The organism is Microcoleus sp. Pol7_A1, assembly GCF_036701085.1.
GTDB classification, from domain to species: Bacteria; Cyanobacteriota; Cyanobacteriia; order Cyanobacteriales; family Microcoleaceae; genus Microcoleus; species Microcoleus asticus.
In genome coordinates, this window is sequence record NZ_JAUBQD010000006.1 from 74,145 (window position 1) to 86,182 (window position 12,038).

Below are 12,038 nucleotides of genomic sequence, written 5' to 3' on the forward strand. Positions count from 1 at the left end.
GTCGTAGACTTTGGGCAGGATTTGATATAATTTGCCCAGACTTGCGGAACATATTGAAAATTGAGCCATCAATACTATAAAATAATCAAAAATGAACGATGAAAAAATGACCGATCGCCCAAGAGTAGATTATGAAAGGGCATGGGACAGTTACGCCCAACAGTGGCAAAAAACTAATGCCGAACTTGCCCATATTGGCGACGAATGGATAGGTAAAGCTGCCGGTGCCGCTAATTCCTTAGCCGAATACGAGGCGTTGATAGAACAGCAATTTATTGCGCCGTACATCAAAAAAGAACATAGGGTTTTAGAAATTGGTATCGGCGGCGGAAAAACAGGTTCGCTGCTGCTGAAATATTGCGATCGACTAATTTGTGCCGACATTTCCAGTCAAATGCTGCAAGCCGCCCGATCGCGCTTGGGAGACGATCGCGTTTCTTACGTCAAACTCGACGGTTTAACATTAGACGGCATCGCTCCAGGTTCAGCCGATGTCTGCTTTTGTTACGATACAATGGTACACGTAGAGCCGGTAGATATATTCAACTACCTGACTCGAATTCCCAAACTGCTGCGGGGCGATCGAATTTGCGTGTTTCACCACACAAATATTTTTAGCGAATTAGGGTGGCAAAAATTCGCCGGCGAGTGGGATAAAAACTTGCTAGGGCACAGAGACGGCACAGCATTTTCAGTTATGACTGATACAATTATGGAAAAATTTCTCAACCATTTAAACTATCAAATCATCCTGAAAAATACATCTTCCGTACCGCGAGATTGCGTCTGGATCTGCAAAGCACCAACACCCAATCAATAAAACCAAAGCTTTTTAGCCGCATCAAAATATTTTATTTCAACTAACAACAGACAACAGTCAACAGTCAACAGTCAACAGTCAACAGTCAACTAACAACAGTCAACAGTCAACAGACAACTGACAATGAAAGCATTATTTCTCCATCCCAACTTCCCCGCCCAATACCGCCACATTATCACGGCTTTAGGCGCAGATCCGAAAAATCAAATTGTTTTCGGCACTAAAAACGAGCGCCCAGAGTGGAACATTCCCGGCGTTCGCAAAGCAGCATTTACCCCCAGCCGCGAACCCCACCCGCAGACTCACCAATACGTCCGCCCTTTAGAAAGTGCCGTCATCTACGGACAAGCTGTATTTAGAATGGCAGAACAACTCAAAGCCGATGGTTTTGTACCCGATATTATCTGCGGACATTCCGGTTGGGGGCCGACATTGTTTGTCAAAGAAGCTTTTCCAAATACGCCGCTTTTGTGTTATTTCGAGTGGTTTTATCATGCGATTGGTTCCGACGCAGATTTTGATCCAGCAGAACCTTTAACAGTTGACGACATGGCTCGAATTAGAATTAAAAATGCGCCGATTCTGATCGATTTATACTCTTGCGATTGGGGTTTATCGCCCACTTATTGGCAGCGATCGCAATTTCCGCCCGAATTACAAAAGAAATTGTCCGTACTCCACGACGGCGTAGATACCGATTACTTCAAACCAGATCCCGGTGCTAAACTGGTTTTGCCTAACTTAGACTTGTCTGGCGTTGATGAAATTGTCACCTACGTATCGCGCGGAATGGAACCTTACCGCGGCTTTCCAGAGTTTATTGAGTCGATCGCCTATTTGCAAGAACGCCGCCCCAACTGTCACGTCGTAATTGTCGGTTCAGAAAGAGTTTGTTATGGGCGTTCTTTACCAAATGGCGAGTCTTACAAAGACTATATGCTCAAAAAAGTGCCGCTAGATTTGTCGCGAGTTCACTTTGTCGGGCCCCTACCTTACGGACTGTATTTAAAAGTAATTCAAGCATCCGACGTACACGTTTATTTAACCAGACCTTTCGTGTTATCTTGGTCGATGATTGAATCTCTATCCACAGGATGTTTAGTAATCGGTTCCGACACCGGGCCGGTGAGAGAAGTGATCCGCGACGGAGAAAACGGTTTGCTAGTCGATTACTTCTCGCCGAAACAAGTAGCCGATCGCATTGATGAAGTTTTAGACCATCCTACCCGCATGGCAGAAATTCGCGTCAAAGCCCGTCAAACGGCATTAGAACGATATAGTTTAGCTAAAATGCTACCGCAACATTTACAACTGATCGAGCAAGTAGCAAATCGTTCTATGCCGCCTACAGTTGGTATGCAACCAGAACGAGAATTAGCAGCCTCTTTTGCAGTGAGAATGTAGCAATAAAGTTGGTCAGGACTAAAGCCATTGTCACAAGCGTTCCTGTGCGACTACACCGCACAGGAACACCAACTAGACGATAAACATCAGAACATCTGGACGTTTTAGTTGCCAAATTAAATATTTTGACAGCAGTCCGTCAATCCCTTCTAGGGTAGTCGGAAACTACCTTCGAGAGCAATAATTTAATCCTCTAAAATCACTTCTGCATCCTGTGTTGCTTGAGAACTTTAGCGGGACTAACAAATGAAATGCCCTGAGAAAAAGAGGTACTGATCATGACAGCTTCAATGACAGGCTCATAAACCGTTTTTTCTGCAACCCACTCCACAATAAAGTTTGCACCTGACCCTCCACTTGTATCATTTGCTGCAATGAAAAAGTGTGTGGAAGCAAGCGGCTTGAGTTCTACAGGACTCTTAATATCCTGCCTAATCAATTTCCCATCGGTATCGTAGTAACGCACAGAAGTGATAATAATCGAATTTGTCAGATCCGTATTGCGAATACTGAGTGTGGCTGACAACTCCATCACATCATCCTGGCTATTGTAGTGATAAATATGCGAGTAAATAGGGACATATACGGTTTGTCCCATCACAACTTTTGTTTTATCTAACGTGACCGATCGCAGTGAGGTTTCACGTTTTGTATCAGGTTGTTGCCTTTGTGAGGTAGTTTGCTCAGAACAAGAGGTAATGACGATCGCGACGATCGCCCAACCAACCCAGAAATCATGTTTCAGCTTCATCGGCATTCATCCAAATACACCACATACATTGCAGTTACGTCTAAAGCAGAGTGCACCTTCTCTCTCGTTTGAGGCGGCTTAGTCATAAGGTTTGAGCGGCAGTTCAATCTGAAACGTTGAGCCTTTGCCCACTTCACTCGTCACATGAATTTTTCCACCATGAGCCTGGACAATCTGTTGGACGATCGCTAACCCTAGTCCAAATCCACCACTATCGAGCGATCGCTCAGTGTCCACCCGATAGAAGCGATCGAAAATATAGGGTAAGTCCGCTTCTGAAATACCGATTCCCGTATCGATTATCTGAATGACTGCCAAATTGGAATGAAGAACTAGGCGTATCTTTACAGTGCCGCCAACGGGAGTATATTTACAGGCATTGTAAAGCAAGTTTTCGACTACTTGCCGCAGCAGATCGGGGTCGGCCAATAATTCAATCCGCTGTGCCGGTGATTCGCAGGTAAGTTTGATATTTTGGGGTTCTGCAAGTGCGACAAACTGGGTTGCTAAATTGCTCAGCAACTCGTTGAGATTGATTAACTTGAGCGATTCCGGGGTAAGTCGCCCTTGATGACGAGCCAACAGCAGTAAATTATTCACCAGCGCTCCCATTGATTTTGCGCTATCTACAATGTTTTCTAAGGGAGGATGGTAACGCGAATCATCAGCCGCGATGAGCAACCCAAGCTGGGCATTAGTGAGAATGGCAGAGAGGGGCGATCGCAACTCGTGAGAGGCATCGGCTGTAAAGCGCTGAAGCTGTTGATAGGCTTGCCGAATCGGTTGCATGGCCAGCCCGCTGAGAAACCAACCTGTGAGGGCAATTAAGCCCAGTGCGATCGGGACAGCGAGAGTTAGCACAATCTGAAGCTGAGTGAGCCCGTTTTGAGTTTCTGTCAGGGGAGTTGCAACCTGAAGATAACCGAGTATCCCAGTTCTACCTTCAACGGGCAATGTCACCTGACGCAGCCAGATTCCTGTTCCCAAAAGTGGATCGGTCGATCGAACTGTGACATAACCAAAGGGCGTATTTAACTGCTCTGATGAAGGAGTCCCAAAAAAACGAACTAACCGCCTTTGTGCGTTATACCAGCGTACATACATCAGATCTTCTGCAAGGGGATGAGACCCACTGCCTAACAAGGGGACATGACTCAGATCGACCTGGCTCTGGTTTTTGCGAACTTCATAATGCACGCTGGCTGCCATGACTCTAGCCTTGTCATAGAGCAGTAGGTCAACGGCTTCTAGTTTATCTTTTACCTCAATCTGGTAAATCACCCCCGCAAACAGCACGAGAATGCTTCCCATCGAGAGGGTGAACCAACGAGCCAGATTGCGACGACTTTGATTGAACACAGTTTGCTTTTACGATCGTTACTTTTCAGGCGAAGTCAGGCGATAACCCATACCGTAAATGCTATCAATCCAGTCTGCAGCTCCTACAGCCTGCAAGCGCTGGCGGAGTTTGCGAACTAGAACTGCGATCGCATTGCTCTCTGGTTCAGTCCCCCATTCCCACACGCCTTGTTCAATCTGATTCCGAGTCAAAACTTGCCGGGGATGACGCATAAAATACTCTAACAACTGAAACTCGCGACAGGAGAGGGTAACGGTTGCACCTTGTCGCTCAACAGTCAGAGTATCGAGGTGGAGGTGCAGATCCTCAAGGCTGAGCGTATCTCCTTGCCAAAGGGGCGATCGCCGTCTTAATGCCCGCACTCGTGCCATGAATTCAACCAAATCGATCGGTTTCACCAGGTAATCATCTGCGCCGGCGTCCAACCCGGTCACTTTTTCCGGCGTGGTATCTCTTGCCGTGATCATCAAAACCGGAGCTGTTTTCCCTGCGGCTCGATACTGACGACAGAGATTTACCCCACTGATATGTGGCAACATCCAGTCCAGAATCAACAAATCATAATCTTTTTCGGATAACAGCCACTGCGCCGTCTCTCCATCTTTTACCCCATCTACGCTATGTCCTGCCTGAGACAGCACTGTTTGAAGCGGCATCAGTTGCTTTGGGTCGTCCTCCACAAGTAGGATTCTCATAATATTTCCTTAATTTGGCTTATAAACATTGATATATTGATATGTCAGCAATTCTCATTATGACTTTTGACTGTTCAGGGCAGTGAGAACGGGGTTAGGTAAGAGAGTCAAAAGCTCACCGAGTCGAAGACGTTGACCCCCACCCGCAAGTTCGACGGCATCATTGGGTACTTTTGCGACGTGCTGCAAGCGTTAGTTGATTTTTCATAATGAGAATTGCTGTTATGGCAGAGAAGTTTGAACTGGTTAGGACTCTGGGGTGGACGATGGAAGCGGACAGACTTCCATGGCTTGAATCAAGCCGTGCTCGAGGGTGAATCGATGACCCACGTGCTCATCGACAAGAACTGCTCCAGCCAAGTCACGCACGACCTGATGCACATCGACCAAAATGCGCCCAGCTTCCTCCGAGTAAAAGGAAACCGGCTCGACGTGCGGATCGATCTCGCTCCATTGCTCAGTCCAGTAAGCGCGAACTTCTTCAGATCCACGGACAAAACCGCCTTTGAACGCTTTCGGCCAAGCCACGTCCGCAGTCATGAGGGCAAGGGCAGCGTCAATGTCTCGCGCGTTGAAGGCTGCGTACGCCGCATGGAGCAGTTCGATTTCTGGTGCAGGTCGATCTGACATAAGTTGATCTGAAATAAGAGGTATGGTGACAGCAGGTCTCATTATGCAAGATTATGAGAGTGATTCCCATGCAAACTCGCTATTTTGAGGAATTTCGGTATCTGAAACCCTTATTCCCTCGTTAGCAATCTAGGCTTGAAAGCTCAATTTATAGTGCAAGGGTTTCAAAATGAGAATTGCTGTTGATATGCTGATGAAATTTACCTATTTTAAGTATTAATCTAAAAATGCCAACACTTGCTTTTTTTATACTTGCAGCTCTAGGAGAAATCTCCGGGTGTTACGCTTTCTGGGCATGGGTGAGACTTGAAAAGAGCATTTTGTGGATTTTTCCAGGCATTTTAGCTTTAATCTGTTTTGCGCTTTCTCTAACTCAAGTCAATGCCTCAAACGCTGGAAGAGTATATGCTGCCTAGGTCGGTATTTACATTCTTGCATCTCTGGTTTGGTTGTGGCTGATTGAACGAGTTAAGCCAGATAAGTGGGACTTGCTTGGTGTTACAATTTCCCTGATTGGAACCGTTGTAATTTTGTTCAGCCCGCATCGCTGATTGCTGTTTGTATCGAACTCGAATACTTTACGCATCTCTCTTGAGTAGGATTTCAGCAGAGCGATCGCTCCACTAAAGTGCAAATAGATCGCGGGCCAAGCGTTTAAAACAGATAGGTATAGTATGTGGCAGGTTACTAAACGTTGGCTAAAAGCATCAGGCGCAGAATTTTGGTTGCCGCTACCGTTTGTGGCGATCGCGTTTTGGGTTGGTTCCGGTTTCCTAATGGCTCAAGAATTACAACAACCCGAGATCGCAAAGAATAAACTTCAGGCAGATACCCAGCTTAAAGCAACGGTGTCTGTCAATATATTGCTGATCAACGCGGTGATTAACCGAAAACAAGGAACAACCCTGGTTGCGGTAGAAACAGCAGAACCCATTTTGAAGCGATTGCAATTAGAATTGCCAATGACTGACGCAACCCAGATAGAGACAGCGATCGCGCAAGAACTACAGTTATCGCGTCAAAATGTTCGCCAGTTAGTCCGTTACGAGATAGTTGAATAAGTTTATTGTTTCAATATTGCGATCGCATCCAGTCAAATAAGGTTGGCTAAGCCATTGATTTCCTGGCTGCGATCGCGCAATTTTTTTAAGTGGCAAGAGCCTTTGGCGCTTGCCACTTCACTGTTAGGAACTACTGAGTGACGATTTCGTTAGTGATGGAAACATTCGCTGCAACTTGCCGAGCGATTTGTTCTGCCAATGCTTTTTGTTCGGCCGTTTGAACGCGCCCGGTTAACACAATCGCATTAGCCCGATCGTCTGCGTCCAAATCGAATTGCTTGAGGGTGGTATCCGAGTCCAAGGCATCTTCTACGCGATCGGCAATATCGTCAATGTTTTGATTGTCAGCCGTCTGTGCGGTCGTGGTTGCAGGCGCAGAAGCGGTTGGAGCAGTCGTATTTTCAGTGGCAATTGTGGGAGCAGAAGTAGATGGAACAGTTGTCTGTGAATTATTGGGGGGGGTGCAAGCCCCTAAACCCAAAATTGCAACTGTGCTGACGCTGATTCCTTGCACCAAGAGCTTCAATAATTGCATATTATTTGCCTGTTTTGTTGGTTTTGAAACGCAATTTTGCCGAGAAACCTCAGCATGAACTTTTTCATCATCTCAACTTAACAAGTGAATGTACGAGAGTTCATCCATCAAAAGTAATGCTTTTTATAACCCTATTAAAAGGAAACACTCAATCAAATGCAGTGAACTAAGTTTGGCAAGTTCACAAGCTACCTCAATCCGTTCTCTGCGTAAGTAGACGGAGCAAATGTGATCGAAATGTGAGTAACACAAATCAGTCGATCATTTTTTGCTCACATTCATCAATGACGCTAGAAACAAGACGAAACAACAGACAAGCACTTGGCTTGACAAGAAGCGTTATGACTGCAACGAATGTAGAAAAATTAGTAGAACACTCTTGGCATGACCTCTCTGTCGAGAAAGTGGCTCGGCTTTTAGAGAGCGACCTGGAAATAGGCCTATCTTCCGATGTGGCAGCGGAACGGCGCGAGATCCTCGGGCCCAATCAACTAACGGCTCAGAAGCCGCAAAGTGCCTGGTTGCGATTTTTTCAGCAACTGAATCAGCCGCTAATCTACATTTTGTTAGCTGCTGGGATAGTTACAGCATTTCTGAAAGAGTGGATTGATGCAGGTGTAATTTTGGGGGTCGCTCTAACGAACGCCACCATTGGTTTTGTTCAAGAGTCAAAGGCAGAGAATGCGATCGCCGCTTTAGCAAAATCTGTTGCAACTGAGGCAACGATTCTCCGCCACGGTCAAAAGCAAGTGGTTTCATCCAGCGAACTGGTTCCTGGCGATCTCGTCTTGCTGTCTTCTGGGGATAAAGTGTCTGCGGATCTGCGACTGATCGAAGTCCGTGACTTACAAGTCGATGAGTCAGCGTTAACGGGAGAATCTGTCCCGGTTGAGAAGGAATCCCAGGCGCTAGAGGCAGACACTCCACTGGCCGAGCGCAGGAACATGGCGTATACCGGAAGCCTGGTAACGTTTGGACAGGGACGCGGACTGGTCGTCAGCATTGGTGACATGACCGAGACCGGACACATCTCCCAACTGATGCAGCAAAGCAGCACGTTGGAAACCCCACTGAGTCGCAAAATTGACAAATTTAGCAAAACCTTGCTCTATGTCATTTTAGGTTTGGCTGCCTTCACCTTTGTCGCAGGAATTGCCCAGAAATTTTCTTGGGTTGAGGTGTTCAAGGCATCTGTAGCGCTTGCAGTCAGCGCAATTCCTGAAGGCTTACCCGCGATTTTAACGGTGACACTGGCGATCGGGGTTTCCCAGATGGCAAAGCAGCACGCCATTATTCGCAAACTTCCGGCAATTGAGACGCTGGGCAGCACCACCGTGATTTGTTCCGACAAAACCGGAACCTTGACTGAGAATCAAATGACTGTTCAGGAAATTGAGGCCGGTGGAAAGCGATATCGGGTTAGCGGTGGAGGATATGCACCAGACGGGAAAATTTCTGTAAATGGACGCTCCGTTGACCTGGCGAACGCACCTGCTTTATATGAATGCCTGCAAGCAGGATTGTTGTGCAACGATTCTTATCTAGACGTGCAAGACGGGAACTGGACTGCGATCGGTAGTCCAACGGAAGGGGCGCTGGTTGCGGTAGCCCAAAAAGCGGGGTTAATGACTGAGCAACTGGAGGAAGCGCTTTCTCGGCTCGATACACTGCCGTTTGAATCTCAGTTTCAATACATGGCAACCTTACATGACGATCGTCCAGAACGGTTGATTTATGTCAAGGGTTCAATTGAGGCAATTCTCAAGCGGTGTCGCCAGATGCTGGATGAAGAGGGAGAGGCGATCGCCCTCAACCCCGCGCCGATCGAGCAAGCCGTGGAGAGGATGGCGAAAAAAGGGTTGCGAGTTCTGGCACTTGCCAAGAAAGTTGTACCCGCTTCTCAATCTTCTATTGAGCATTCTGATATTGAGCAAGGGTTAACTTTTCTGGGGCTGCAAGGCATGATCGACCCGCCTCGCCCCGAAGCGATTCAAGCGATTCAAGCCTGTAGGTCTGCGGGAATTCAGGTCAAGATGATTACCGGCGACCATGCCAAAACAGCAGCAGCGATCGCGCACCAAATGGGACTACATCAAACCCAAGAGGCTCCCGTTTTTACCGGTCAAGAACTCGCTCAAATGAATCAGCAGGAATTAGCCAATGCTGTTGAACAAAGCTGCGTGTTTGCTCGTGTAGCGCCAGAACAAAAGCTCCGCATTGTCGAAGCACTTCAGTCTAAGGGCGAGATTGTGGCGATGACTGGAGATGGAGTTAACGATGCTCCCGCCTTGAAGCAAGCTGATATTGGGGTAGCGATGGGCATCACGGGCACTGAAGTCACAAAAGAAGCCGCAGATATGATTCTGACGGATGACAACTTTGCTTCGATCGAGAAAGCAGTTGAGGAAGGGCGCACGGTTTATAAGAATCTGCTGCGGGCGATCGCCTTCATCCTGCCCGTGAATGGTGGAGAGTCCATGACCATCTTGATTGCCGTACTTCTGGCAACCCCGCTACCCATTTTGCCAGTACAAATTCTCTGGCTGAATATGGTCAGTTCAGTTGCGTTGAGCTTACCGTTGGCATTTGAGCCGCCCTCTCCCGATGTCATGCAACAGCCGCCTCGACCTGCCAATGAACCGCTTCTGTCTCGCAGGCTGACGGCTCGGATTCTGACAGTTTCGGTATTTAACTGGATTGCGATCTTTGGAATGTTTGAATGGATCGTCCAAACCACAGGCAATGAAGCTCTAGCCCGGACGATGGCAATTCAAGCATTGGTTGCGGCAGAAGCTTTTTACCTGTTAAGTATCAGTCGCTTCGTTCCGGCGCTCGTCGCCAAACTACGCGGTAAAGATGAATCAGTTGGCTACGCGGTAGCGATCGGCATTGCGGCTATTTTCATTCTCCAATTTCTGTTTAGCCAATGGGGCATGATGAATCAGTTATTCGACACTCAAGCTTTGAACCCAATCCAAGCCTTAATTTGTATCGGATTCGGACTGCCAATGATTGCTTTGTCAGCTTTGCTAAAGCGTTTTGCACCTCTGAACTAAGTGGTTTTTGTGATGCGGCAATTATTCACAGCGGCTTTACACACTATTTACCAATTTTGTAGCGTTTAATATTGAATATTTCTCATGAATTACCAAAACCTCAAACGTGCTAGCGGCCTATTTACTAATCATCGAAACGCAGAGCAGGCGCTAGTGGAGCTAAAAAGCAGGGGCTTCCCCATGCACAAGATTTCAGTGATTGCTAAACCTTCTGACAATGATAATTTGGACTCTCTGGGTGTGCAGAAAATTTTAATCACAAGAGCAGCAGGCGCACAAGTAGGCGCGGTCTTAGGCAGCATTCGACTAGGTTCACTAGCCTTAATTGTTGGACTCAGCAGCCTGCTAATTCCCGGTATTGGTCAGGCAGTAGCGGTGGAAAGCATTTTAGCAACTTTCTTTGGAAGTGGGATTGCTGCAACTGCTGGCGGTCTATATGGCGCACTTCAAGGATGGTTGGTGCCAGAAGAACAAGCAAAAATTTACAATGACAGATTTAACCAGGGAGATTATTTGCTCGTCATAGAGGCAAGAGAAAATGAGATCGTGATTGCTGAACCTGTTCTTAAACGTTGGGAGATTCTGACGTGGCGTGTCTGTGATGCTACCTAAATTCAAGGTCATAAAGGACGATTACCTGCGAGGAATTTAGTCCCGCGAATCAGAACGTCCAAAACCCGCTCAAAAATTTGACGGTGGATGACTTTGGGCGATCGCTCTCCTACTCCTGACATACGGATCGACAACGCGAGCATCTCAATGAAAGCAACCAAGCTAGAAATAGGAGTTTTGAGGCAGGAGGCAGAAGGAAGGAGCCCGAAGAAGTATTTTACAAATATGAAATGCTCCCATCAACAACTTCCATTACCTGCCTTAGCTGCAACCGCGATCTGGTCGGCAACACTTCAGAATAAACTGTTTAAAAAAATATTAAAAACCCGCACAATTAAGAGAAATTAGCATCCTGTAAGGTTTTGTAAATCATCCAGAGCTAGCCAAAAAATTGCCATCTAAAAACGATTTAAGGTGTTTTCAAGGCGCGTGCGATCGCTCAGCGAAATTAGTCTGTGCAAGCCTAGAGTAGCCATGTGAGAAATAAAAACCACTTCGATTAGGAAATGGCTCATTGCCTCTAAAGTGACGATTGCCCAAGCTAATCCCACTGGAGTTTGAATGCCATAGCCAATTCGGAAAAATGTTTCGACACTGAAATACAAGCAGGGCAGAAATCCAGCAACACGTTCCCCATTCCGCTCCTGAAGTCCTCCCAAATCCAGTGCATCCAGACTCCAATAAGCAAGACCAAAAATCAGAACCAGGCTGAGGGAAACGATCGTCAATTGCCAAAGGGTGAAAAGCCAGCGAGATTTTGTGGTGCGATCGGTTGTCATAACTATTTCCCCAAAGTGAATAAACTGATTGCTGTGTGACAGCCAATCTATTCTAGTAGGAAACTAGCTTCTAGAGCAGTGTGAGGTTTTACGCTCAGTATCAGATTGTTGCTTTTGTAAGGCAGTTTGGACTCAACAGGAGGTAATGACGATCGCAGCGATATCAGATTGTTGTCCTTGTAAGGCAGTTTGGGATCGAGCAAAAGGTAATGACGATCGCCCCCATCGCCCAACTAACCCAGAAATCCTGTTTCAGCTTCATCGGCATTCATCCAAATACACCACATAAATTGCAGTTAATTGTACAACAAAGTGAACCGTCTCCTGTAGACTAA

13 protein-coding genes and 1 pseudogene are annotated in these 12,038 nt (G+C 46.8%); 8 read left to right on the forward strand and 6 right to left on the reverse strand.

Annotation, left to right across the window (positions count from 1 at the left end; genetic code table 11):
- Window positions 1-91 precede the first annotated feature (91 nt).
- Together QUA20_RS06040 and QUA20_RS06045 are read left to right on the forward strand one after the other, a co-directional pair.
- Complete coding sequence (locus QUA20_RS06040) at window positions 92-820, forward strand: class I SAM-dependent methyltransferase (RefSeq protein ID WP_333186463.1); 729 nt, start codon at window positions 92-94, stop codon at window positions 818-820.
- Window positions 821-943: 123 nt separating this feature from the next.
- Window positions 944-2,224, forward strand: a complete 1,281-nt coding sequence (locus QUA20_RS06045; RefSeq protein ID WP_333186466.1) for a glycosyltransferase family 4 protein — start codon at window positions 944-946, stop codon at window positions 2,222-2,224.
- Between the two features lie 199 nt (window positions 2,225-2,423).
- Here the strand turns inward: QUA20_RS06045 and QUA20_RS06050 are convergent, their stop codons facing one another.
- The 4 genes from QUA20_RS06050 to QUA20_RS06065 form a co-directional block, all read right to left on the reverse strand.
- Window positions 2,424-2,975 carry a DUF3124 domain-containing protein gene (locus tag QUA20_RS06050; protein ID WP_333186470.1) on the reverse strand — a complete coding sequence of 184 codons (552 nt, stop codon included), beginning with the start codon at window positions 2,973-2,975 and terminating at the stop codon, window positions 2,424-2,426.
- A 78-nt stretch (window positions 2,976-3,053) separates the two neighbouring features.
- On the reverse strand, window positions 3,054-4,334 hold the full coding sequence (locus QUA20_RS06055; RefSeq protein WP_333186472.1) for a HAMP domain-containing sensor histidine kinase: 1,281 nt from the start codon (window positions 4,332-4,334) through the stop codon (window positions 3,054-3,056).
- 18 nt (window positions 4,335-4,352) lie between these two features.
- Window positions 4,353-5,030 (reverse strand): two-component system response regulator RppA, encoded by a 678-nt coding sequence (rppA, locus tag QUA20_RS06060; RefSeq protein WP_333186475.1) that lies wholly within the window; start codon window positions 5,028-5,030, stop codon window positions 4,353-4,355.
- A 246-nt stretch (window positions 5,031-5,276) separates the two neighbouring features.
- Window positions 5,277-5,660 carry a nuclear transport factor 2 family protein gene (locus QUA20_RS06065; RefSeq protein WP_333186478.1) on the reverse strand — a complete coding sequence of 128 codons (384 nt, stop codon included), beginning with the start codon at window positions 5,658-5,660 and terminating at the stop codon, window positions 5,277-5,279.
- A 227-nt stretch (window positions 5,661-5,887) separates the two neighbouring features.
- Here QUA20_RS06065 and QUA20_RS31940 point away from each other — a divergent pair.
- Both QUA20_RS31940 and QUA20_RS06070 read left to right on the forward strand, forming a co-directional pair.
- Window positions 5,888-6,211, forward strand: a pseudogene (locus QUA20_RS31940) (YnfA family protein).
- A gap of 123 nt (window positions 6,212-6,334) precedes the next feature.
- Window positions 6,335-6,721: a hypothetical protein gene (locus QUA20_RS06070; RefSeq protein WP_333186481.1), complete on the forward strand. Its 387-nt coding sequence runs from the start codon at window positions 6,335-6,337 to the stop codon at window positions 6,719-6,721.
- A gap of 130 nt (window positions 6,722-6,851) precedes the next feature.
- On the opposite strand, the gene QUA20_RS06075 is transcribed toward QUA20_RS06070, so the two are convergent.
- Window positions 6,852-7,256, reverse strand: coding sequence for a BON domain-containing protein (locus QUA20_RS06075; protein WP_333186484.1), 405 nt, complete (start codon window positions 7,254-7,256; stop codon window positions 6,852-6,854).
- A gap of 341 nt (window positions 7,257-7,597) precedes the next feature.
- Here QUA20_RS06075 and QUA20_RS06080 point away from each other — a divergent pair, with 341 nt between their 5' ends.
- The 3 genes from QUA20_RS06080 to QUA20_RS06090 all read left to right on the forward strand — a co-directional run bounded on the left by QUA20_RS06080 (window position 7,598) and on the right by QUA20_RS06090 (window position 11,272).
- Entirely contained in the window at window positions 7,598-10,312 is a 2,715-nt protein-coding gene (locus QUA20_RS06080; RefSeq protein WP_333186487.1) for a cation-transporting P-type ATPase, read from the forward strand.
- Between the two features lie 84 nt (window positions 10,313-10,396).
- Entirely contained in the window at window positions 10,397-10,924 is a 528-nt protein-coding gene (locus tag QUA20_RS06085) for a hypothetical protein (RefSeq protein ID WP_333186490.1), read from the forward strand.
- Window positions 10,925-11,071: 147 nt separating this feature from the next.
- Entirely contained in the window at window positions 11,072-11,272 is a 201-nt protein-coding gene (locus QUA20_RS06090; protein WP_333186492.1) for a hypothetical protein, read from the forward strand.
- Window positions 11,273-11,322: 50 nt separating this feature from the next.
- Here QUA20_RS06090 and QUA20_RS06095 read toward each other — a convergent pair whose 3' ends face one another.
- Entirely contained in the window at window positions 11,323-11,703 is a 381-nt protein-coding gene (locus tag QUA20_RS06095) for an ion channel (RefSeq protein WP_333186495.1), read from the reverse strand.
- Window positions 11,704-11,912: 209 nt separating this feature from the next.
- Here QUA20_RS06095 and QUA20_RS06100 point away from each other — a divergent pair, with 209 nt between their 5' ends.
- Entirely contained in the window at window positions 11,913-12,038 is a 126-nt protein-coding gene (locus tag QUA20_RS06100; RefSeq protein ID WP_333186497.1) for a hypothetical protein, read from the forward strand.

Coding starts and splice junctions, on each gene's coding strand:
- QUA20_RS06040 (WP_333186463.1), top strand. CDS start 92: ATGAACGATGAAAAAATGACCGATCGCCCAAGAGTAGATTATGAAAGG.
- QUA20_RS06045 (WP_333186466.1), top strand. CDS start 944: ATGAAAGCATTATTTCTCCATCCCAACTTCCCCGCCCAATACCGCCAC.
- QUA20_RS06050 (WP_333186470.1), bottom strand. CDS start 2,975: ATGAAGCTGAAACATGATTTCTGGGTTGGTTGGGCGATCGTCGCGATC.
- rppA (WP_333186475.1), bottom strand. CDS start 5,030: ATGAGAATCCTACTTGTGGAGGACGACCCAAAGCAACTGATGCCGCTT.
- QUA20_RS06065 (WP_333186478.1), bottom strand. CDS start 5,660: ATGTCAGATCGACCTGCACCAGAAATCGAACTGCTCCATGCGGCGTAC.
- QUA20_RS06070 (WP_333186481.1), top strand. CDS start 6,335: ATGTGGCAGGTTACTAAACGTTGGCTAAAAGCATCAGGCGCAGAATTT.
- QUA20_RS06075 (WP_333186484.1), bottom strand. CDS start 7,256: ATGCAATTATTGAAGCTCTTGGTGCAAGGAATCAGCGTCAGCACAGTT.
- QUA20_RS06080 (WP_333186487.1), top strand. CDS start 7,598: ATGACTGCAACGAATGTAGAAAAATTAGTAGAACACTCTTGGCATGAC.
- QUA20_RS06085 (WP_333186490.1), top strand. CDS start 10,397: ATGAATTACCAAAACCTCAAACGTGCTAGCGGCCTATTTACTAATCAT.
- QUA20_RS06090 (WP_333186492.1), top strand. CDS start 11,072: ATGAAAGCAACCAAGCTAGAAATAGGAGTTTTGAGGCAGGAGGCAGAA.
- QUA20_RS06095 (WP_333186495.1), bottom strand. CDS start 11,703: ATGACAACCGATCGCACCACAAAATCTCGCTGGCTTTTCACCCTTTGG.
- QUA20_RS06100 (WP_333186497.1), top strand. CDS start 11,913: ATGACGATCGCCCCCATCGCCCAACTAACCCAGAAATCCTGTTTCAGC.